This window comes from Myxococcus sp. NMCA1 (genome assembly GCF_026810205.1).
GTDB classification, from domain to species: Bacteria; Myxococcota; Myxococcia; order Myxococcales; family Myxococcaceae; genus Myxococcus; species Myxococcus xanthus_A.
In genome coordinates this window covers 3,934,267-3,954,648 of record NZ_CP113950.1, presented here as the reverse complement: position 1 = coordinate 3,954,648, position 20,382 = coordinate 3,934,267, and the positions used below count along the sequence as shown (strand labels likewise).

19 protein-coding genes are annotated in these 20,382 nt (G+C 68.6%); 8 read left to right on the top strand and 11 right to left on the bottom strand.

The genetic code is table 11. The features are described 5' to 3' along the window. The first annotated feature begins 37 nt into the window (after nt 1-37). Both argS and OZ403_RS16940 read left to right on the top strand, forming a co-directional pair. Nucleotides 38-1,759, top strand: coding sequence for an arginine--tRNA ligase (gene argS / locus OZ403_RS16945; protein WP_268784616.1), 1,722 nt, complete (start codon nt 38-40; stop codon nt 1,757-1,759). A 12-nt stretch (nt 1,760-1,771) separates the two neighbouring features. Further along, complete coding sequence (locus OZ403_RS16940; protein ID WP_268784615.1) at nt 1,772-4,327, top strand: 1-acyl-sn-glycerol-3-phosphate acyltransferase; 2,556 nt, start codon at nt 1,772-1,774, stop codon at nt 4,325-4,327. A 404-nt stretch (nt 4,328-4,731) separates the two neighbouring features. On the opposite strand, the gene OZ403_RS16935 is transcribed toward OZ403_RS16940, so the two are convergent. Beyond that, nucleotides 4,732-5,118 (bottom strand): hypothetical protein, encoded by a 387-nt coding sequence (locus OZ403_RS16935; protein ID WP_268784614.1) that lies wholly within the window; start codon nt 5,116-5,118, stop codon nt 4,732-4,734. Nucleotides 5,119-5,151: 33 nt separating this feature from the next. Here OZ403_RS16935 and OZ403_RS16930 point away from each other — a divergent pair, with 33 nt between their 5' ends. Continuing rightward, entirely contained in the window at nt 5,152-6,345 is a 1,194-nt protein-coding gene (locus tag OZ403_RS16930) for a type II CAAX endopeptidase family protein (RefSeq protein WP_237080384.1), read from the top strand. Nucleotides 6,346-6,361: 16 nt separating this feature from the next. Here OZ403_RS16930 and OZ403_RS16925 read toward each other — a convergent pair whose 3' ends face one another. From OZ403_RS16925 to OZ403_RS16915, 3 genes are all read right to left on the bottom strand, one after another. After that, nucleotides 6,362-6,577, bottom strand: a complete 216-nt coding sequence (locus OZ403_RS16925) for a DUF5818 domain-containing protein (RefSeq protein WP_140798334.1) — start codon at nt 6,575-6,577, stop codon at nt 6,362-6,364. Continuing rightward, entirely contained in the window at nt 6,574-8,367 is a 1,794-nt protein-coding gene (locus tag OZ403_RS16920; protein WP_140791152.1) for a S8 family serine peptidase, read from the bottom strand. Before OZ403_RS16920 ends, OZ403_RS16925 begins: the two co-directional genes overlap by 4 nt. A gap of 162 nt (nt 8,368-8,529) precedes the next feature. Then, entirely contained in the window at nt 8,530-9,162 is a 633-nt protein-coding gene (locus OZ403_RS16915; protein ID WP_140791150.1) for an alpha/beta hydrolase, read from the bottom strand. A 161-nt stretch (nt 9,163-9,323) separates the two neighbouring features. On the opposite strand from OZ403_RS16915, the gene OZ403_RS16910 reads away from it, so the two are divergent. Then, a complete protein-coding gene (locus tag OZ403_RS16910) occupies nt 9,324-10,274 on the top strand; it encodes a hypothetical protein (protein ID WP_140791148.1) in 951 nt (316 codons plus the stop codon). 90 nt (nt 10,275-10,364) lie between these two features. Here OZ403_RS16910 and OZ403_RS16905 read toward each other — a convergent pair whose 3' ends face one another. Genes OZ403_RS16905 through OZ403_RS16895 form a run of 3 tightly spaced genes read right to left on the bottom strand, consistent with a single transcriptional unit; the run spans nt 10,365 to nt 13,535 of the window. Further along, a complete protein-coding gene (locus OZ403_RS16905) occupies nt 10,365-11,561 on the bottom strand; it encodes a class I SAM-dependent rRNA methyltransferase (RefSeq protein ID WP_140791146.1) in 1,197 nt (398 codons plus the stop codon). A gap of 4 nt (nt 11,562-11,565) precedes the next feature. Then, a complete protein-coding gene (locus tag OZ403_RS16900; RefSeq protein WP_174258794.1) occupies nt 11,566-12,396 on the bottom strand; it encodes an HAD-IIB family hydrolase in 831 nt (276 codons plus the stop codon). After that, nucleotides 12,396-13,535, bottom strand: coding sequence for a hypothetical protein (locus OZ403_RS16895; protein ID WP_140791142.1), 1,140 nt, complete (start codon nt 13,533-13,535; stop codon nt 12,396-12,398). Before OZ403_RS16895 ends, OZ403_RS16900 begins: the two co-directional genes overlap by 1 nt. A 43-nt stretch (nt 13,536-13,578) precedes the next feature. Between OZ403_RS16895 and OZ403_RS16890 the strand changes: the two genes are divergently transcribed. The 4 genes from OZ403_RS16890 (at nt 13,579) to OZ403_RS16875 (ending at nt 16,073) form a co-directional block, all read left to right on the top strand. After that, nucleotides 13,579-14,559, top strand: a complete 981-nt coding sequence (locus OZ403_RS16890) for a magnesium transporter CorA family protein (RefSeq protein WP_140791140.1) — start codon at nt 13,579-13,581, stop codon at nt 14,557-14,559. Nucleotides 14,560-14,581: 22 nt separating this feature from the next. Then, on the top strand, nt 14,582-15,379 hold the full coding sequence (locus OZ403_RS16885; RefSeq protein WP_140791138.1) for an alpha/beta fold hydrolase: 798 nt from the start codon (nt 14,582-14,584) through the stop codon (nt 15,377-15,379). 85 nt (nt 15,380-15,464) lie between these two features. Further along, the gene (locus OZ403_RS16880; protein ID WP_216609412.1) at nt 15,465-15,707 is read left to right on the top strand and encodes a peroxidase; all 243 of its coding nucleotides are present in this window, start codon (nt 15,465-15,467) and stop codon (nt 15,705-15,707) included. A 48-nt stretch (nt 15,708-15,755) separates the two neighbouring features. Further along, on the top strand, nt 15,756-16,073 hold the full coding sequence (locus OZ403_RS16875) for a carboxymuconolactone decarboxylase family protein (RefSeq protein WP_268784613.1): 318 nt from the start codon (nt 15,756-15,758) through the stop codon (nt 16,071-16,073). A 17-nt stretch (nt 16,074-16,090) separates the two neighbouring features. Here the strand turns inward: OZ403_RS16875 and OZ403_RS16870 are convergent, their stop codons facing one another. From OZ403_RS16870 to OZ403_RS16855, 4 genes are all read right to left on the bottom strand, one after another. Further along, nucleotides 16,091-17,260 carry an ARPP-2 domain-containing protein gene (locus OZ403_RS16870; RefSeq protein ID WP_268784612.1) on the bottom strand — a complete coding sequence of 390 codons (1,170 nt, stop codon included), beginning with the start codon at nt 17,258-17,260 and terminating at the stop codon, nt 16,091-16,093. After that, complete coding sequence (locus OZ403_RS16865; protein ID WP_140791134.1) at nt 17,257-18,756, bottom strand: hypothetical protein; 1,500 nt, start codon at nt 18,754-18,756, stop codon at nt 17,257-17,259. Before OZ403_RS16865 ends, OZ403_RS16870 begins: the two co-directional genes overlap by 4 nt. Before the next feature lie 185 nt (nt 18,757-18,941). After that, the gene (locus OZ403_RS16860) at nt 18,942-19,319 is read right to left on the bottom strand and encodes a hypothetical protein (RefSeq protein ID WP_237081189.1); all 378 of its coding nucleotides are present in this window, start codon (nt 19,317-19,319) and stop codon (nt 18,942-18,944) included. 36 nt (nt 19,320-19,355) lie between these two features. After that, the gene (locus OZ403_RS16855) at nt 19,356-20,360 is read right to left on the bottom strand and encodes a dipeptidase (protein WP_268784611.1); all 1,005 of its coding nucleotides are present in this window, start codon (nt 20,358-20,360) and stop codon (nt 19,356-19,358) included. Nucleotides 20,361-20,382 lie beyond the last annotated feature (22 nt).

The following is a 20,382-nucleotide window of genomic DNA, read 5'->3' as shown; positions in this document are numbered from 1 at the left end:
TAGGCCACCTCGGTTTGTCTAGTATCCGCGCAGTCCCATGAGCACATCCGTCTACTCCCGTTACCGCGCCGCCTTCGCCCAGGCTCTTGCCACTGCCCTGGGTGTGCCGGCCGCCGACATCGAAGCCCAGGTCAAGCCCGCCGAGCCGGCGCACGGCGACCTCAGCTTCGCCACCTTCCCTCTCGCCAAGGCCCAGAAGAAGGCCCCGCCCGCCATCGCCGCAGGACTGGCGCAGTCGCTCAGCGTCCCCGGACTGGAAATCAAGGCCGTGGGTCCGTACGTCAACGCGCGCTTCACCGCCCTGCCCTTCACCTCGGAGGTCATCGACGCCGCGCGCGGCGCGGGCATCCGCTATGGCGGTGACGAGGACGCGGGCCGCGGCAAGACGGTGGCCATCGACTACTCGTCGCCGAACATCGCCAAGCCCATTGGCTTCCACCACATCCGCACGACGTTCCTCGGCCACTGCATCGCCAACATCTACCGGGCGCTGGGTTGGCGGGTGGAAGGCATCAACTACCTGGGCGACTGGGGCAAACAGTTCGGCCTGGTGGCCGTGGGCTTCCAGGAGTACGGCGACCCGGCCCGCATCGACGACATGGGCCACCTGGTGGAGGTGTACGTCAAGGCCAACAAGCGCGCCGAGGCCGAGCCCGAGTTCGACGAGAAGGCCCGCGGCTTCTTCCGCCGCATGGAGGCCGGTGACGCAGAGGCCCTCAAGCTCTGGAACCAGTTCCGCGACACCAGCATCAAGGGCTTCAAGAAGATCTACGAGCGGATGGGCATCGAGTTCGAGCACATCGAGGGAGAGAGCCGCTACCAGGGGAAGATGGACGCGGTCATCGACCAGATTGCGAAAAAGCCCGGCGTGAAGGAGTCGCAGGGCGCGCTCATCGTCGACCTGCCCTACGCGGAGAACGAGCCGCCCATCCTGCTGAAGAAGAACGACGGCAGCACGCTGTACGCCACGCGTGACCTGGCCGCCGCGCAGGACCGGTACGAGCGCTTCCAGTTCGACAAGTCGCTCTACGTCGTCGCTCAGGACCAGGCGCTGCACTTCCGGCAGGTGTTCCGCACGCTGAAGGAAATGGACCTGCCCTGGGCGGACCGCACCGTCCACGTCGCGTTCGGCCGCATCCACGGCATGAGCACGCGCAAGGGCCAGGTGGTCCAGCTCAACGACGTGCTGGACGAGGCGCGCGAGCGTGTCTCCGTCAAGGTGCGGGAGAACGTGGAGGCCGGACGCATCCAGACGGACGACGCGGACGCCCTCTCCGAGCAGATCGCCCTGGGCGCCATCGCCTTCGGCGACCTCAAGCACAAGCGCGCCAGCGACTACACCTTCGACTGGGACGAGGTGCTCAGCTTCGAGGGTCACACCGGCCCCTATCTCCAGTACGCCCACGCGCGCGCCGTCAACGTGCTGCGCAAGGGCGGTGGCGCGCCGGCCAGCTACGACGCGGCCCTGCTGACACTCCCCGAGGAGCAGGCCCTGCTGCGCGAAATCATGCGCCTGCCCGAGGTGGTCCGCGACGCGGCGGAGCAGTACGAGCCCAGCCTCGTGGCCCGGCTGCTGCTCGACGTAGCCTCGGCGCTCAGCCGCTACTACACGCTCGGCAACCAGGAGCGGGACAAGCGCATCAACGTCGAAGGCGATGACGCGCTGCGTTCTGCACGACTCGCCCTGATTGACGCCGCTCGGGTTACGCTCGCCGCGGGACTGACGCTGCTGGGCATTCCCACGCCCGACAACATGTAGCCGGGAGCATTCTTGGAGACCGCGCTGTCACCGACTGCGAATCAGGGAGCGTCCTCGCTGAAGGATGAATTCGGCCCCATGGGCCGGGCGCTGGGAACGCGCTACCTGGAGAGCGTGCACTTCCCGCCGGAAGCCGAAACAGAGCTCCGGAACCTGCACGCAAAGGGCTTCGTGGTGCACGTCATGCGCACCACCGCCTGGGTGAACTTCCTCTACCTGACGTGGGCCATGGTGCGCCGGGCGCTGCCGCCCGTGCGCGCCGTGGTGAACCTGCGGCCGTGGTTCACCAGACCCTGGCGACAGGCGAAACAGAGCGGTGACTTCACGCAGCGCTTCGAGCACGCCCGGCAGACGGGGGGCAGCGGACTGGTCTTCCTGCGCCGCACCGCTCTGCTCCGTCCGTCCGGCAAGGAGACGCGCGAGGACCCCTTCCCCGCCCTGGTGGCAATGGCCCGCCAGTCCGACAAGCCGGTGTACCTGGTGCCGGAGTTGTTCGTCTGGGAGAAGCGCCCCGCGCGTCTGAAGCCCAACTGGGTGGACGTGGTGTTCGGGAGCCCGGAGGCACCGGGCTTCCTGCACTCGATGCTGGCCTTCTTCCGCAATTACAAGCGCGCGCAGTTCCGCGTGGGCGAGCCCATCGACCTGCAGCGCTTCGTCGCGGAGAACCCTCGCGACTCGGATGAGCTGCTGGCCCGCAAGGTGCGCAGCAGTCTCCACGTCCACCTCGCGCGCGAAACGCGGGCCGTGTTCGGTCCGCCCGTGAAGCCCGCCTCGCGCGTCATCGACGAGACGCTGCGCGACAGGTCCCTGCGCAAGGTGGTGGAGGAGTGCGCGGCTGAATCCGGGCGCAAGCCGGAGAGCGTCCTGCGTGAGGCTCGCCGCAACCTGGAGGCCATTGCCGCCAAGCCCAGTCCCACCGCGCTGGCGTTCACCTCCCCCGTGCTGGAGTGGGTGTTCAACCGCATCTACGACGGCATGCACGTGGACGAGGCCGGCCTCCACCGCGCGCTCAAGGCCGCGAGCCACGCGCCCATCGTCCTGTGCCCCAGCCACAAGAGCCACGTCGACTACCTGGTGATGAGCTGGGTGTTGTGGAACCGGGGCTACGCGGTGCCCCTGGTGGCCGCGGGCGCCAACCTCTCCTTCTGGCCCCTGGGCACGTTCTTCCGCCGCTGCGGCGCGTTCTTCCTCCGGCGCTCCTTCAAGGGCGACAAGGTCTACGCCGCGTCCTTCAAGGCCTACGTGCGCAAGCTGGTGCACGACGGCATCCACCAGGAGTTCTTCCCGGAAGGCGGCCGCTCGCGCACGGGCAAGCTGCTGCTGCCCAAGCTGGGCATGTTCACCTGGCAGGTGGAGTCCGTGCTGGAGGGCGCGCGCGATGACCTCATCTTCGTGCCGGTGGCCATCGACTACGAGAAGGTCGTCGAGTCCAGCAGCTACTCGAAGGAACTGGCCGGCGGCGAGAAGAAGCCCGAGGACCTCAAGGCCCTGTTGAGCACGCCCAAGGTGCTGGCGGCGCGATATGGCCGCATCCACCTGGGCTTCGATGAGCCCATCTCCCTGCGCGCGTTCATGCAGGCGCGCGGCATCAACCCGGACGAGCCGGTGTCGGACGAGCAGAAGAAGGGGCTCGTCCGCGCGCTGGGCAACCGGGTGATGTACGGCATCAGCAAGGTGTCCACGGTGACGCCGCACGCGTTGGTCAGCACCGCCCTGCTCTCGCACCGGCGCCGCGGCCTGACGCAGCGGGAGATGGCGGACCGCATCAACATCCTGCGCCGCATCGCCGTGGAGGAGGGCTCGCCGCAGTCAGTGGAGATGCGCAACGCCCCCAGCAACCCGGAGACGATGGGTCCCATCCAGGACGCCATGCGCACGTTCATCTCCGACGAGATGGTGCGCACCCAGGAAGCGCGTGGCGAGGTCATCTACCAGGCGGAGGAGGCACGCCGCCCGGAACTGTCCTTCTACAAGAACACGCTGATGAACCTGGTGGCCTCCCGGAGCCTCGTGGCCAACGCCATGCTGGCCAGCGGGAGCCCCGCGCCCTACGACACCGTGAAGGAGCGCGCACTGTTCCTGTCCCGCCTCTTCAAGGTGGAGTTCATCTACCGGGTGGGCACCACGTTCGACTCCATCTTCGCGGAGACGGTGGAGCGGCTGGAGCGCATGGGTCTGGTGCTCGAGGAGAACGAGACGCTTCGCGTCGCCCCCGAGGCCCACGCGCGTCCGGACCTGGAATTCCTGGCCGACATGCTGCGCGACTACCTGGAGGCCTACCTGCTGGCGGCCATGACGCTCCAGGACGTGGCCAACGGCGCCGCGGCGGACCGGAAGTCCTTCGTGAAGATGGCCCTGGAGACGGGCCGCGCGGAGTACCACGCCGGCCGCATCACCGCCTCCGAATCCCTGGCCAAGGTGACGCTGGAGAACGCGGTGGCGTTCCTCCTGGACCAGAAGCTGCTCATCGAGTCAGACAAGAAGCTGACGCTGGGCCCCGCCGCCAGCGAGCAGCAGGCCCGCACACAGCTCGTTGACGACATCCGTGGCTACCTGAAGCGCGGCTGAGCCACAGGCCCTCACTGGCCCCGTCCGCGCCCGCGGGCGGGGGGCAAGGTGGTAGGCCGGTGTGCACTGGCCCTGCGCACCTTGGCGTCCCCTTCAAGCCCTGGAGACGGCGGGCCCGTTGGCCATCAGGGCTGCGTCATGAACTCCGCGCGGACCTCGGCCGGCGTAGAGCGGGGCTCCTGGTTCCAGGCACGCGGCCACACCAGTGAGCACGACACCGCCCAGGCTGGAGCCGTCGCATCCATGCCCACGCCCGTGCGCTCGTGACAGGCGACGCAGAAGGACTGCACCCGGTGGCAGCGCTCACAGCGGGGCGAGTTCGTCCGAGCCTGCACCGGATGCAGCGTCAGGTAGTCGTTGGGATGGATGGACAGCGGCTCGCTCCAGGTCCGTCTTCCCCTCCATCAGCGCCTTGCGATACCCCGCCGCCGCGTTGAAGCCGCCCAGATCCTCCAGCAACAGCCGCCCACCAGCGCCGCCTCGCCTCGCGGCAGCCCGAAATCGGCCCAGATGCGGAGGTTGGACTCGAAGCCCATGTCCTCGCCGGTGACGAGTTCGAAGGCGTTGAGCCCCAGGTACTGGACGATTCGCCGCCGCGGCAACAGCACCGGACTCTCCGGCGTGCTGCCACGCCACGCGCGAATCTGGTACGCCTGCGCCTCGGTGCGGGCTTCCACCTGGAACGCCGCCGCGTGCGACGTGCCCGCCCCCAAGCCCCCCAGGACGCCCAGGACGCGAAAGCCACTCCTCCACGTCCGCCGCGCTGTTCGAGCCAGGATGAAGGACGTCAAGGTTCGAACAGGATAGAAATAGGAGAAAGCCCGTTGGAAGACGCCACCCCCAGCGACGTTGCGCCCCCTCCACCGGGGCCGCCCTCTGGCACCCGCTTCAGCACGAGCCCCAAATGGCTCGCGGTGGTGAGCGCCGCGCTTGCACTCGGCGCGTTCATCCTCGTGGGCGGCACCGTCCAGCTCGCGAACCCAGCCTTCGGCATCTGGTTCACCGAGCTGGTCGTGTTCCTGGGCCTGGGCTGGGTGATGCTGCGCAACGCGGGCTGGCGCCCTGTCCTCTACACGGGGCTGCTGCCAGCGCCGCGAGCGGCCACCGTCTTCGGCTTCCTCCTGGGCGTGGCGAACTTCTTCGCGGTGGTGGTCCCCATCCAGTTCCTGGCCCAGTCGGTGGCGCCGGAGTGGCTGACGCGGATGTTCGACAGCTCGAAGCTGTTCGCGGATCAGACGCCGCTGGAGCTGGCCATCATCCTCACGGGTGTGACGGTGGCCGCGCCCTTCTGCGAGGAGTTCTTCTTCCGCGGCATCTTCCAGCGAGGCCTCACCCCACCGGCACCCGCGCCCACCACCGCGCCCCTGGTCATCTCCGCCGTGGTGTTCAGCGCCTTTCACCTGGACCCGGTGGGATTCCTGGCTCGCACGGAACTGGGCCTGCTCTTCGGGTGGCTCTACCTGCGCACCGGCTCGCTGTGGCCCGCCATTGGCGCCCACGCGGCCAACAACCTGGTGTCCTCGGTGCTCTTCCTGTCCGCCAAGGCACTGGGCACGGATGCCTCCGAAGCGACGTCTGAAGCGACAGACCCCCGCCTGGTGCTCGTGCTCGCCGCGGCGGGCTGGGCGGGCATGAGCGCCCTGCTCTCCTACGCGCGGCGGCAGCCTGGCGTCTGGGGTCCCGGCGCACGCGCCAGCGACGAGGAGGCCCAGGAGCCCGGCCCCACGCCTTCCCTGGTGCGACTGCTGCTGCCCTGGGTGGTGGGGGCCACGGTGTCACTGGGCCTGCTGGTGGCCGTGGACTCGCGAGGGTTGGCCCTCAACTTCTACGACGCGCAGCACCCGCTTCCGACGCTGGAGTCCCCCGAGGCCCCCGCGCTGCATGCGGAGCGCAAGGCGTTGAGCGCGCTCCGCGCCTCGGCGCGCCGAGGGGAGCTACCCATGGAGGCCTACTACGAGGAGCGGGAGCGGCAGATTCGCGCGCACCGCATCCAAACCGGGCCAGGGCTGAAGCCCTGACCCGCGACGTGCCGCTTCAGACGAAGCGGTACGTGCTGACGTGGAAGATGGGGCCCACCATGGCGCTGGTGAGCGTGTCCCCGTCCACGCTGCCTTCGGCTTCGATGCGCTGACCGTCCTTCTTCAGCTTCCGGTCCCCGCCAGCGAGTTGGTACGTGGTGCCGTCGTCGCCCTCCAGCACCCAGACGCCCGTTTCGATGTCACGGAAGACGACGCGGCCAGTGAGCTTCATGCGTCCTCCTTCTGGAGCATCGCGCGGGCGATGACGAGGCAGATGACGGTGTTGAAGCCCAGCCACGGCTTGGCGAGGAACGCGAAGGGCAGCCACGCCAGCGCCGGCGCCCCGGCCCAGGCCGTGTAGGCCAGGAAGCCCGCGAAGCCGAGCGCCAGGCCCCCCATGGCCGACCGCAGCCCACGCCACTTGATGGCCGGCAGCGACAGGAGCAGCGGGATGAGCGCGCTGTAGAACAGCGGGTTCACCGTCCGGCCCCGGCCGAAGATGATGCGCTCCCAGTCCGGCAGGGGCAGCGACGCCACCTGCACCACGTCCCCCGCGGCCCCCTCAGCGCCCCCGAACCAGCCGCGCAGGAAGAAGGCGCCCACCGTCGAGAGCAACAGCGGGATGAGGAAGGCGGGCCGCACCAGCACGTTGAGGTAGCCCGGCCGCGCACGACCTCGCAGCGTCAGCAGCACGAACGCCAGCAGCGCCAGCGCCCAGTACAGCGGCGGCCACTGCGCCGAGCCGCCGCCGCGAAGCGACGCGAGCGACGCCTCCGCGTTGAGCAGGCCGTGGCCGTACTGCTCGCTCCACGCCTGGTCCGCAGACTTCTTCGCGCCCGCGTAGAGGGCCTGCTCCACCTCGTCCGGTCCCTTGGCGCCGGCCGCGTAGAGCATCGCCGCCACGGCCGCGACGTGCGGCGTGGCCATGCTGGTGCCCTGGTATGACGCGTAGACGAAGCGCGAGACATCGCGCGGGTCCAGGGTGTTCTGGAGGATGCCCCCCTGGTCGCCCCGGCGCTTGTCGCCACCCGGCGCGGCGATATCCAGCTCCTTGCCGTAGGAGGAGTACGGCGCCAGCATTCCGTCCGGCCCCACGGCCGACACCGCCACCGCGCCCGGGTAGGCCGCGGGGAACTCCACCGTCGCCCGCCCGCCATTGCCAGCCGCGGCCACCACGGTGACGCCCTTCTTGCGCGCATACTCCACCGCGCTGGCCATCACCTGCGAGTACGCCCCGCCGCCCAGGGACAGGTTGATGACGTTCGCGCCCTTGTCCGCCGCGAAGCGGATGGCGTCCGCGATGTCCGCCGTGTTCCCGCCACCGAAGTGGTTGAGCACCTTGACGGGCATCAGCGTCGCCTCGAAGGCCACGCCCGCCACGCCTTCGCCATTGTTGGTGGCCTGGGCGATGGTGCCCGCCACGTGCGTGCCGTGCCCGTGGTCGTCGTTGGCGTGCTCATCGTCGTTGACGAAGTCGAAGCCCTTCACGAACTTCACGCCCTTGAGGTCCGGTGCCTGCTTGAAGTCGCCGTGGTCCTCGTACGCGATGCCGGTGTCCAGCACCGCCACCACCACGCCCTTGCCCCGGTTTCGCTCCCAGGCCTTGGGCATGTCGATCATCCGCAGGTTCCACTGCTGCGCGAAGTGCGGGTCGTTCGGCGTGAAGCTGGCGCGGACCTCCATCAGTGGCTCGGCGGCCTCCACGGCCGGATGCTGGCGGATGCGCTCGAGCACCCCGTCCACGTCGTCCACGCCCACCGCCACCGTGAGGGCCTCGTCGGCGCTCTCCACGGAGTTGAGCTCCAGGTCGACGCCCCAGTCGGTCTCCCAGGCGTCGAACTCCGCCTTCGTCGTGCCGTCCTTGAAGTCCACGACGATGGCGCTCGCCACCACGTCCCGGGCATCGAGCGTCCGCAGATTCGCGGGGGGAGGCGTGTCCTGCTCACGAGAAGCGGACGCACAGGCGGCCGTCAGCGTCAGGGCCAGCGCCGCGCCACCCAGGGTCCATCGCACCTTCCGCATCAGGCCACTCCTTGAGAAACGAAACACGCGTCTGGAAGACCCCTACGAACGAACGTCGCAACGATTGGGTCTGCACCGACAGTCTGGATGTCCCCTCTCCCTGCGTGCAAGGGCGGCAGGGAGGAGAAACGTGATGAAATACGATGGTTTGCGCTACATCGGTCATCCGCCGGAGAGCCGCCGTAGCCAAGCCGCGACAGCTCGGCCGACCTGAGGAAGGTTCCGCTGGAAGGTAGGTCCGGCATCGTCGATGACCTCTAAGTCGCCTCCTGCCCGAGCGACAGCGGCGGAGACGGCGGCCCGAGGCAACCGGGAGTCCTCCTCGCCCTGTACCACCAGCAGCGGGCATGTCACTCGGGACAGAACTTCCGGCGCCACCAGGGCCGGGGCCACCAGACACAGGCCTCCCACGGCGGGGTGCTTCGCCTGGAGCGCCAGGGCCACCTGGGCGCCCCCGTGGAGTGACGCCACCGCCAGCGCGTTGACCCCGGCGTTCTCCAGCAGCATCCGCATGGCTGCCTCCGCGTCCGCCAGCAACTCCAAGTCCCTGCCCCGCTTGCCCTGGCTGGCCCCCACCCCCCGGTGGTTGAAGCGCAGCGTCGGAAAACCCGCGTTCGCCGCCGCCCAGACGAGCTCTGCCGCGATGACGTGATCCATGCCGCCCCCCTCGTCCGGCCGGGGCGGAATCACGAGCAGCGGCGGCGCCCGGCTTCCCCGATGCGTGGTGCCCTCCATGACCTCCGAGCCCACCGGCACCAGCGTCGCGCGTTCGAGGAACTGACCTTTCTGGACCATTGCCCCACCTTAACCCCTACCCCCTTGCGCACCCGCCCACACGCACCATCCGACAGAAACCCACACACGATTTCACGCAAAATCTTCGCCAGCAGGAAACTTCCAGGTGGATTCGAGGACAATGCGGAAACACCCCCAGATTCCGCAGGAGCCCCCACCCCATGAGCACCATCCAGCGCGGACGGAACAGCATCGCGCAGACCTCTCGCAGCACCGCCGACCGCGTTCGTGGAAGTGGCTCACCTGCCACCAACACCGTGCAGCCTCCCGTGACGGGTGGCGCCGCTCAGCGCGGCGTCGTGGTGGATGGCTTCGACAGCCGCTCCGCGCAGACGCAAGCCGTCGGTGGCGTCTTCACCGCGCCCGCGGGCTCCAAGGACAAGGTCTTCGACGGCAAGCTGGTGGGCGCTGGCGGCCAGACGTTCGAGCCGAACACGCCGCTCAACCAGGTGCCCGCCTTCGTTCCGGCGAACAACCCGAACGCCACGGCGACGGTCGTCTACGTCAACGGCATCAGCACCAACAAGGACGGCCAGGCGCGCGAGCTGCAGGCCCTCGCGAACAGCACCGGCATGCGCGCCATCGGCGTGCACAACGCCACGTCCGGCATGATTGCGGACGTCATCCAGGCCGCGAAGGACAAGCTGAACAAGGGCAAGAATCCCGCGGTCGACTCGCTGTCGGACATCGTCTACTCCGAGCTGAAGGCGGGTCGTGACATCCACCTGGTGGGCTACAGCCACGGCGGCCTCATCACCTCGCGCGCGCTGAAGGATGTCGGCAACCGGCTGCGCATCGAAGATGGGATGTCCAAGGCGCAGGTGGAGCAGTTGCTCAGCCGCGTCAACGTGGAGACCTTCGGCGCGGCGGCGACCACCTACCCGGACGGCCCCAACTACGTGCACTACGTCAACAACAAGGACCCGGTGCCCGTCATCTTCGGCCAGGGCAGCAAGGGCTGGACGCCGGGTGACCTGTTCCGCGACGCTGGCAAGGGCGCGCAGGTCCACCACTTCTCCGAGAAGGGCATGTTCAGCGGCGCCCACTCGCTGACGGAGACGTACCTGAACCACCGCGTCCCGTTCGAAGAGGGCCGAGCCGGCAACTTCTGAGGCACCCTTCCCTACCGGGAAACAGCGGAGGCCACGAGGTGATGAACCTCGTGGCCTCTTGCGTTTCAGCGCGCGCTTCTCGTCGGCGGGCTACACGGACTGCAGCACGTAGAACTTGAGGTACTTCCCCTCCGGGAACTGCAGGCGCACCGGGTGGTCCGGCGGCTGGTAGCGCTCCTCGACGAGCGCCAGGTCCACGCCCGCCTTGAAGCCCGCCTCGCGCACCGCGCCCATGAAGTCCTCCGGGCTTACGCGCGCCGAGCACGACGCAGTGGCCAACAGCCCGCCCGGCCGGAGGATGCCCAGCGCCTGCCGGTTGAGGGACGCGTACCCGTCGATGGCCGCCTGCACCGCGCGCTGAGTCTTCGCGAAGGCGGGCGGGTCCAAGATGATGAGGTCGAAGGTGCGGCCCTCGTCCTTGAAGGACTGGATGATCTTGAAGACGTCCGCCGCCAGGAAGTCGTGCTTCTCCGCGGCGATGCCGTTGCGCGTGAAGTTCTCCCGGGCCAGGGCGATGGCGTCCGGATCCTGATCCACGGAGAAGACGCTGTTGGCCCCGCCCAGCGCCGCATTGACGGAGAAGCCGCCGCTGAAGCTGAAGCAGTTGAGCACGTCGCGGCCCTTGCCCAGCCGCCGGATGAGGTAGCGGTTCTCCCGCTGGTCGAGGAAGAAGCCCGTCTTCTGCCCCTTCCAGGCGTCCACCAGGAAGGTGGCCCCGCGCTCGCGGATGGGAATCAGCTCCGGCGCCTCGTGGCCGTAGAGCATCTTCCCGGAGCCGCGGCCCTCGTCCTCATCGACGTCGTCGCGGCCGACCTCATCACGGCCGATGATGCCCTTGAGCCCGGGCACGCCGGCCTTCAGCGCCTCGATGAGGAGCGGCCGGTACGGCGTGAGGCCCGCAGAGTACAGCTTCATCACCGCCCAGCCCGCGTACAGGTCCACCACCACGCCCGGCAGGCCGTCGCCCTCGCCATGAATCAGGCGGTAGCTGTCCGTGTCGGTGAGGTCGATGAGGGCCGTGCGCTCGGACAGGGCCTGACGCACCCGCCGGGTGATGAAGCCCGCATCCACGGTGTCGCGCGAGTCGCGCGTGAGCACGCGCACGGCGATGGCCGAGTGCGGGTCGTAATACCCGCGCGCCACGAACTTCCCGTTCTCCGTCAGGTCCACCACGCTGCCGGCCGGAATCTTCGGCACGTGCTCCAGCGCCTTGCGGAACACCCACGGGTGCCCCGCGCGCAGGTGTCGCCCCAGTCCGCGCGCCAGCTCCAGCTTCACGACATTCACGGTGTCACTCCTCACGGGCCGCGCCGCGGCCCCTCCGGGCCAGGATGGCGCGAGCCAGTTCCTCGAAGCCCCGCCCCTCGGGCGCCCGGGTGATGAAAGCAGGTGGCGCCTCGATGCGGTCCAGGACGGCCCGCACGTTGGCCACGCCCACGCCCAGTCCAAAGGCGGCGAACATCGGGGCGTCGTTGAAAGAATCCCCCGCGTATACATAACGGCCGTCACGTGGGTCCAGCCGTTCGCCCCACGCCGCCCGCGAGAAGCGCCGCGTGGCGCTCAGCTTGTCGAATCGGCCCAGCCAGCAGTTGATGTGGACCGACGAGCGCACGGCCGTCACGCCTCGCGCAACCAACAGGGACTCGATGCGGTCCGCCCCCGCGTCCCCCAGGCGGGCCTCCTCGTTGTAGTCCACCGCCAGGTCCACTTCCGTGTACGCGCTGTCCATGGACAGCCGCGCGCCGGGCACCTTCTTGAGCACCCGGGCCACCTCGGACTGGAGCCTCCGCCGGTTCGCCACCCGCTCCGCCGGCGCCTCCGCGTAGACCTTCCGCAGCCGGCCATGCGCGCCCTTCAGGAAGAACAGGCCACCGTTCTCCACGATGACGCCGTCCACGGGGAGCTGCCGCGCCCAAGCCTCTCCCCAGCCCGCCGGGCGGCCACTCACCAGCACCACGCGCAGGCCCGCGGACGCCAGGCGCTCCAGCGCCCGCACCGTGTCCGAGCGCAGCTTGTGGCCCGTGGTCAGCGTGCCATCCACGTCGGTGAAGATGCCCTCCACGCGGGACAGGTCGGCCTCGCGAAGCGGGCGCGGAACTCGCGCCTTCAGGAGCGCCTTCATCACATCACGTCCAGACCGGCGAGCAGGCCCTGGAAGGTGACGATGGTGGACCGCAGCTCGTCTGGCGGGAGCTGGCCCACCTGGAGTTTGCGCGCCTTGCGCAGGAAGGCATCCAGCTCCGTCGCACGGCCGTAGAGGGACTGGCCGCTGCCGGCCGCCTCGGCCAGGGCCCGGGCCGCGCCTGCGGGGTCAGAGCCCACCAGCGACATGGCGCGCTCCAGCCGGACGCCGCACGACGCCCACACCTCGCGGTCATGGATGATGAGCAGCTGTCGCTGGTTCACCGCGGACAGGCCTTGGACGAAGGTGTCCAGGGCCTCCACCACCGTCACCAGCTCCGCGCGGGACGGGTTCGGGAGGATGGCCAGGCGGCCGACCTCGGCGCGCATCTCCACGATGTGCCGCTTGTCCTGCGCGCGCAGATTCCGGTACGCGGCCGTGCGCCCGAAGGCGTCCATTTCCGTCTGGAGCTGCTGGGCGTTCCACTGCACGTCCTGCGCCTCCGCATCCCTGACCTTCTTCAGGCGCGCGGTGAGGATGCGGCCCAGGTCGGCGGTGATGGCGCGGACCGTCACCGCGGCCTTCACCTCCGCCGCGTAGCCCGGCACCACCTGCGCCCGCGTCACCTCGCCCAGGAGGCTCGCGGACTCGAACACCAGGTTGCTCATCTGCTCGCGGAAGCGCGCGCGGATGCGCTGAATCTCCGCCAGCAGCGTCCACCGGTCGCTCACGACCGACGGGTTGCGCATGGCCTCGCCCAGTTGGGTGATGCCCTGGGCAATCTGGCTCATCGCATCCTGGAGGATGCCGACGGGGGCCTGCGCGCTCGCGCCGCCCGGGGACGGCACGGGGAACTCTTCCCGGATGACGTTCAGCAGGCCGTTGACGTCCATCACCGTGTCACGGATGACGGGCGCCATCTCTTCCCACAAGGAGAGGTCCGGCGAGGAATCCACGACGGGCGTTTCGTACCGCACCAGGTCGAGGTCGCTCAGCCGGGAGATGGCGTGCGCGGTGGCGACGTACACCTTGCGCAGGCGGCCGGCGAACGCCGGATCCGGATGGGACTGGAGGATTTCTTCGAGCCTCGCGGACAGCGAGGCCTGGGGGGTCTCAGCGGCTTCAGACACGGGTGTCACACTCTAGCGCTCGACTTCCGCGCGGGGGAGTTCTAGCACTCGCATGCGGGCCATGCCGCTGGCTTGGGAGCGCTACGGGATGATTCAGGTCTGTCTTGTGAAGGACGGTCAACTTCTCACCGGTGGTGAAGAGCTGCTGGGCGAGGAAGGCCGGAAGTGGATCGACGTCCTGCATCCGACCGAGGAGGTGTTGGCCCGGCTGGCCGCGCGGTTCGGTCTGCACAAGCTGGCCGTGGAGGACTGCCTCCACCTGGACCAGCGGCCCAAGCTGGAGGAATACCCCAACCACCAGTTCGTCGTACTCCAGGGATTCACCGTCACGGGCAAGGACATCTGCGAACTGACGCTGCACGAGCACCACTTCTTCCTGGCGAAGGACTGGCTTATCAGCGTCCACGAGCTCCCCTTCGCTGGCCACGACACCGTGGTGCGCCGCGTGAAGGACGACCCGCAGGCGACGCTCATCCGCGGGACGGACTTCGTCTTCTACATGCTCGCGGACACCTTGGTGGATGCGCAGTTCCCCATCCTCGACGCGTTCAGCGATGAGCTCGAGGACCTGGAGATCGCCATCTTCGACAAGCCGGAGAAGTCCCACCTGCAACGCATCTTCGCCATGAAGCGGATGCTGGTGACGTTCCGGCGAGTGCTGTCGCCCCAGCGCGACGTGGTGGGCTTGCTGTCCCGGCGAGGCATCCCCCACGTCCACGAGAAGACGACGCTCTACTTCCGTGACGTGTACGACCATCTGGTGCGGCTGTACGAGCAGATTGATGCCGGGCGCGACATCATCGGCAACGTGATTGACGGCTACCTGTCCATGGTGGCGAACAAAACGAACGATATCTCCAAGCAGCTCACCATCTTCGCCACCATCTTCCTGCCGCTGTCCTGCATCGTCGGATTCTTCGGGCAGAACTTCGACCGGCTCTACACGAACGGCGCCTGGTACCTGATGTGGGCGTCGATTCTCGCGCTGCCGGTGGGGATGATCTTCTGGTTCAAGCACAAAGAGTGGCTCTGACATTTTCGCGAGGAGAGGAAACATGCTGACCGTCGCCGTGGATGGCGTCCCCCTGCACTACCGGGACGAGGGCAAGGGCCCGCCCGTGCTGCTGCTGCATGCGTTTCCGCTGAATGGCAGCACATTCGACAAACAGGTGAAGGCGCTGTCGGGGCGCTACCGCTTCATCATCCCGGACATCCGAGGCTTCGGTGAGAGCGCGCTGGGCGACGGCCCCACGGAGATGTCCCGCATCGCGCGTGACGCGCTGGCGCTGCTGGACGCGCTGAAGCTGGACACCGTGGTGGTGGGTGGCGTGTCCATGGGGGGTTACGCCGCCATGGCCCTGCTGCGCGAGGATGCGGGCCGCGTCAGCGGGCTGGTGTTGATGGATACGCAGGCCACCGCGGACGACGCGGAGGGCAAGGCGCGCCGGGAGACCTCCGCGACCCAGGCGCTGGAGGCCGGCGTGGAGCCCATCATCCAGGCCATGCTTCCCAAGATGGTGGCCGCGGGACCGGACTCACCGGTGGCCCAGGAAGTGGCGGCACTGATGCGCGCGGCCTCGCCCGCGAGCGTCGCGGCCGCGCTGCGCGGCATGGCCCTGCGTCCGGACAGCAAGGACATGCTGGCGCGGTACGCGGGCCCGGCACTGGTCGTCGTGGGCGAGCACGACGCCCTCACTCCGCTGGCCAAGGCGAAGGAAATCGCCGGATTGATCTCCGGAGCGAAGCTGGAGGTCATTCCGGATGCGGGGCACCTGGCCAACCAGGAACAGCCCGATCGGGTCAACGCCGTGCTGGATGCCTTCCTGACGTCGCTTCAGGGGCCCAGCGCCTGAGCGAAGGCTGGTGGCACACCGTGGCCCATGCGAGCATGCGGGCTGGACATTCCAGCCCGCTGCCGCCGAGGGTGCCGTGGACCGCATGCATCTGAAGGACGTCGAGGACCGCGAATCCGATGGCCACTACGGCCGGCTGATTCGCATGGCCCGAGAGGTGGGCTCTCCCGTCCCGCAGATCTGGCACCTGTTCGCGTACAAGCCGCGATTGGGCGAGGCCCTGTCCCGCTTCACCCATGAAGTCATGCGGGGCCCTTCCCCGCTATCGCCCGGACTGAGAGAGCTGATTGCCGCGTACACATCGCGCGGCAACCAATGCTTGTTTTGAACGGGCTCTCACGCCGCGGTCGCGGCGGAGCTGCTGGGCAATCCCGACATGGTGAAAGCAGTCTTGGAGGACGTGGCGACAGCCCCCATCTCCGAGGCCGAGAAGGCGCTCTTTGCCTTCGTGGACACCCTCAACCACCGTGCGGCGCAGGTGGGACGGGAGGACATCGCACGCTTGAAGGACGCCGGGTGGACGGACGAAGCCCTCTTCGACACCGTGACGGTGTGCGCGCTCTTCAACTTTTACAATCGATGGATTGACGGCACCGGCGTGCAGGACATGCCCGCGGAGATGTATCAGCGCAGCGGGCAGCGGATGGCCGCCACAGGCTATGCGCCGCTGCCACCCGCGAAGCCCGAGGAGTAACACCGCCGCGCGAGCGCTCAGCGGCGATGCTTCCGCTGGGCGGCTTCGAGGACGGAGTCCTTGAGGAGATAGCCGAATCCGGCGTTTCGCAGGCGGAGGGACAGGTCGCTGGCCGTGGTGCGCAGACGCTCCGCCGTGTCCTCCAGATGCCAGTCGCACTGGGCAAGCTGTGACAAGAGGTAAGCCCGGCGCGTCTGGGCCGCCGACAAGCGATACGTCTTGAGGTACTCCAGGGTGCCGTCCATACCGACGATGGCCTCGCCGATGTGGTTCTCCTCTGCCGGGTCCAGCGAGGTGTGGAAGCGCTGGAGGAGAAAACCGCCCGCCTTGTAGACAGGGGTGGACGACAGGCTGGCACCGAAGAGGCTCCCGGCCATGAAGCCGTGGAAGTCGGCCCAGTCCTGGCGCATGCGGTGCACCTCGTTGCGCAAGTCCTCCAAGCTGGACACCCGGGCGTCATCCAGGGTGAGCCCCAATTCGGGCGCGTCCCCCAGGAATCCGTACTGGAGCAGCAGGTCGCCATAGAAGTCCTCCACCAATGTCCTGTGGAGCGCGCGGTAGTCATCCGGGTGCGCGACGACGAAGGCCGACAGCAACACGTCCGCGTTGAACAGCAGCAGGCCCACCTGCCGCGGATGGATTTCGAAGGTGCGCAGCGCCCCATCCAGCATGGGCGAAGCCCACCCGGGGACCGAGCTCTCGGAGCGCGGGTCCAGGCCTCGCGAGAGGCCCTCGCGTGAATACTCGGCCCAGGCAATCTCCGGCCCGCCGAACTGCAAGGCCAGGAAGCCCTCCATGGCCAGATGCAACGGGAGCATCCGAAGCTGGCGGCGGTCCTCTCGGTGCACCATCCGGTGCAGCAGCCGGATGGAGAAGGGGCCAGCCCTCAGGCTCTTCCCGTCCACGGCTTGCAGCTGCGTTCCATAGACGGCTTCCGCCTGACGGTTTCCCCACGTCATGACCAGGCCGTGAGGAACATACGAGATGTACTTGAGGCCTGGCTCCTTCAGCCCACCCTTCACCGAGACGACCGCGGCCACGTCGTCGTACGTCCGCAAGGTCATGCGGAGATCGCCACGCACCTCGTCCCTCAAGACTGGCACCAACCGGATGCCGCCCCAGACCTGAGACGGAGCCAACCGCAGGCCCGCGGGCTCCAGCCGTTGAATGAGCCGTGCGTCCGTCATGATTCGCCCTCCTCCGCCGGCGGCGCATCCTGACGGCGCCCCTCGTCATGGCCCTGCCGACCCCCGGCGTCCCGCTGCAACATCGCGCCCACGCGCGACGCGAGGTAGGCCTCCAGCTCAGAGAGCGACGCCACCCCCTCCGCGAAGCGCGCGAAGCCCAGCACCGTGGGCACGTCCTCCGCGTCCCGGACACCCACCGTGGGCACGGCCGCACCGAAGGAACGGGGGGCATACCCCTCCGAATCGAACACCGGATTGACATGAACCAGTGCCGTGTGTCGCTCCGGGTCGAGCTTCGAGCGGAACACGCGCGTCAGCTCGGCCACCGCCTTGGGCGGATCATTGTCGTAGCCGTCGGAGACGATGACCACCAGGTCGGCGCCCCAGGCCAACGCCTCCAACAGCGGCGTGGCGATGTCCGTCTGCCCTCGTGCACTGACGAGCAGCGGCTCCTCCACCGGGCACGTCCACCACGCGCGGTACTCCCGGGCGGCAGCGGACAGCAGGTAGTGCGTGGCCAGTGCCACACCGAGAGGACGGCGGCGCTTCTCCAGCGACCCGGACGACGAATAGCTGTTGTCCAGAATCGCGGCCACCCGCTGCAACGGCGACGGGGCCCTGCGCAGGACGCGGGCCGCGGCCTGCTCCAGCGCGGCGTGCAGCTCCGCGTGGCGCTCCCGGCGAACCTCCAGCGACAGGGCCAGGACATACAGCGCCAGCTTCGTCAGGGATGCCCGCCCCAGGTCCACCGGGGGCGGAGTCCCGCGCTCGCGCGCCGCGGATTCTTGCAGGCGCAGGCGCTCCGCCGCCGTGAGGCGCGGCTCGATGCGCCGGAGGAACACCTCGCGGGAGATGCCGTGCTTCACCGCCAGGCCCTCCGCCACCGTGTAGGGCAGCTCGTACAGAGCCTCGTGGGTGTAGTGCGCGCGGCGAAAGGTCTCCAGCAAGGGCTGGGTGAAGGAGCGCTTCTTCCAGCCACGGAAGAGGAACGGCCCCAGCTCTCCCTCCAGCTTCAGGTGTCCGTGGGACACGGCGGCGCGCAGCTTGGAGCGGTACTTCACGGCGTCGAAGGCCAGGTTGGCGCGACCGTGCACGTAGTCCCGAACAATCGCCCGCGCCCGGCGATTGTTGATGCGCCGGCCGCGCAGGGACTCCAGGACACGGAAGGCCCGCTGGGGCGGCAGGGCGCGCAGCGCGGCGGCGATGAGCGCGCCCTCCTCCGCCTTGTCCCGGGCATCCGCTGGGCTGCCACTGGCGAGCAGGTTGAGGATGATCTGCGCTTGATTGAAGTGGTTGATGCCCGCCGCGAGCGTTCGCGCGTAGAGCCGGCGGTAGTTGCCCAGGATGTACTGGTGCAGGAACTCGATGGAGACGGACTGGCCGCGCGCGTCGCCGTAGAACTCCCGCTGCCCCGTGCAGGAGAAGCAGGCGTTGACGAACATCACCAGGTCTTCGCGGGCGACCTGTTCGACGCGGACTTCCGCCAGTGCGGCCATCGTGTGCACGTCCTCCCCGGGCGCCCGGGCTTGGGAAAGGAAGCGCCGCTCGGGGAAGAGTGAAACGACCGCGGGTCAGGCTCCAAAGGCTTGAATCGGAAGTCGCATCGGAGTCCCGCGAGCGGCGCGCCGAGGCTACCACACGATTCGAGGCGAGGGGACTGACACCCCGGCCAGCGCCAACCTCAGGGCTGGCACGTCACCTGGCTGTTCTCCACGGTGCAGGCGGAGCAGGTGGCCGTCTCCGTCAACACGCCCTGGCGGCACTCCAACACGGCCTGGCCGTCCGCGCGGCACAGCCCCGTGCCCTCGGCGCTGGAGGCACAGGCGTCCCCCGCGACGTTGTTGGACGTATCACACCGCACGGCCTCCGACGACTCACGGCACCCCAACGGGCCCCGGCAGGGCAACTCACGCCAGGTGCCGCCCCGGCACTCCAGCGCCAGCACCCGCTCCTGACAAACGAAGCCGCCTCCGTCGCAGTCGCCTCCCGCGCTCGGGCCACAACCAGCGAGGAGCAGAGTGCCAACCAACGGGACGAGTGCGAGAAGTGAGCGGTTCATGGGCACCAGCCAATATTTCGAGCGTCCCGCCGCCGGTCAACCACCCAGTGTCTCCTGGAAGAAACGACGGAAGTTTCCACCCATGACGCGTTCCACCCAGGACGGTGGATGGCGGCGCAACAGCGCCTCGGTGAGCAAAGGCAACCCGGTGACATCCTTCATGCCACGGGGAAGCGGCACCATTCCGTCGTAGTCGGAGCCCAACCCCACCCCGCCCCCCCCCATGACGTCCACGGCGTGCTCGATGTGCCGGACCACGTCATCCACGGTGTCACCGCCCAGATAGACGGGGGCGAAGATGATGCCCACCACCCCGCCCCGGTCCGCGATGAAGCGCAGGGATTCGTCGGAGAGGTTGCGCCAGCCGCCGCCCGCCGCGCGAACGCCCGTGTGCGAGCAGAAGAACCGGACCGAGGGGTGGGTGAAGAGGTCCTTGAGGGTGGACTCCGAGGCATGCGCCACATCCACGCTCATGCCCAGCCGGGCCATCTCCTCCATGACATCCCGGCCCAGCGGTGTGAGGCCCCGGTTGCCCATCATCGGGAAGGAAGAGCCGCCCAGGTCGTTGTTGGACAGGTGGGTGAGGCCCATGAAGCGCACCCCACCCTGGTGAAGCTCCGTCAGGCGCGCCACCTGGCCTTCGATGGCGTGCCCCCCTTCCACGCCCAGCACCGCGGACAGCCGCCCCTGCGCGAGGTTGTCCTCCAGCATGGCGCCGGTGGTCGTGATGCGGGCGGCATCCCCGGAGCGCGCACAGAAGGATGCCATCTGTTCAATCTGCCAGAGCGCCCGGGTCCACTCGCTCGCCCGGGCCTCCCGGGGCCACCCACGCCACGCTGCGAACACCGGGAAGCCTCCGATGAAGGGGAAGCCCCGGGTGACGATGGTGAAGCACTGCAGCTTCACCCCCGCCTCCCGCAGGCGGGGGAAGTCCACATGGCCCTCTTCAGAGCGTGCACACAGGTCGCGGTTCCACATGAGGGAATCCGCATGGCCGTCCGCGATGCACCACCGCTGGTGGAACTCTTTCACGTCACCCATGCGCGCAAGTCTGCCCACCCGC

Excerpts from the sequence above, each read along its gene's own strand:
- argS (WP_268784616.1), top strand. The coding sequence starts at position 38 with ATGAGCACATCCGTCTACTCCCGTTACCGCGCCGCCTTCGCCCAGGCT.
- OZ403_RS16925 (WP_140798334.1), bottom strand. The coding sequence starts at position 6,577 with ATGAAGCTCACTGGCCGCGTCGTCTTCCGTGACATCGAAACGGGCGTC.
- OZ403_RS16920 (WP_140791152.1), bottom strand. The coding sequence starts at position 8,367 with ATGCGGAAGGTGCGATGGACCCTGGGTGGCGCGGCGCTGGCCCTGACG.
- OZ403_RS16915 (WP_140791150.1), bottom strand. The coding sequence starts at position 9,162 with ATGGTCCAGAAAGGTCAGTTCCTCGAACGCGCGACGCTGGTGCCGGTG.
- OZ403_RS16910 (WP_140791148.1), top strand. The coding sequence starts at position 9,324 with ATGAGCACCATCCAGCGCGGACGGAACAGCATCGCGCAGACCTCTCGC.
- OZ403_RS16900 (WP_174258794.1), bottom strand. The coding sequence starts at position 12,396 with ATGAAGGCGCTCCTGAAGGCGCGAGTTCCGCGCCCGCTTCGCGAGGCC.
- OZ403_RS16890 (WP_140791140.1), top strand. The coding sequence starts at position 13,579 with ATGCGGGCCATGCCGCTGGCTTGGGAGCGCTACGGGATGATTCAGGTC.
- OZ403_RS16885 (WP_140791138.1), top strand. The coding sequence starts at position 14,582 with ATGCTGACCGTCGCCGTGGATGGCGTCCCCCTGCACTACCGGGACGAG.
- OZ403_RS16880 (WP_216609412.1), top strand. The coding sequence starts at position 15,465 with ATGCATCTGAAGGACGTCGAGGACCGCGAATCCGATGGCCACTACGGC.
- OZ403_RS16875 (WP_268784613.1), top strand. The coding sequence starts at position 15,756 with ATGGTGAAAGCAGTCTTGGAGGACGTGGCGACAGCCCCCATCTCCGAG.
- OZ403_RS16870 (WP_268784612.1), bottom strand. The coding sequence starts at position 17,260 with ATGACGGACGCACGGCTCATTCAACGGCTGGAGCCCGCGGGCCTGCGG.
- OZ403_RS16865 (WP_140791134.1), bottom strand. The coding sequence starts at position 18,756 with ATGGCCGCACTGGCGGAAGTCCGCGTCGAACAGGTCGCCCGCGAAGAC.
- OZ403_RS16860 (WP_237081189.1), bottom strand. The coding sequence starts at position 19,319 with ATGAACCGCTCACTTCTCGCACTCGTCCCGTTGGTTGGCACTCTGCTC.
- OZ403_RS16855 (WP_268784611.1), bottom strand. The coding sequence starts at position 20,360 with ATGGGTGACGTGAAAGAGTTCCACCAGCGGTGGTGCATCGCGGACGGC.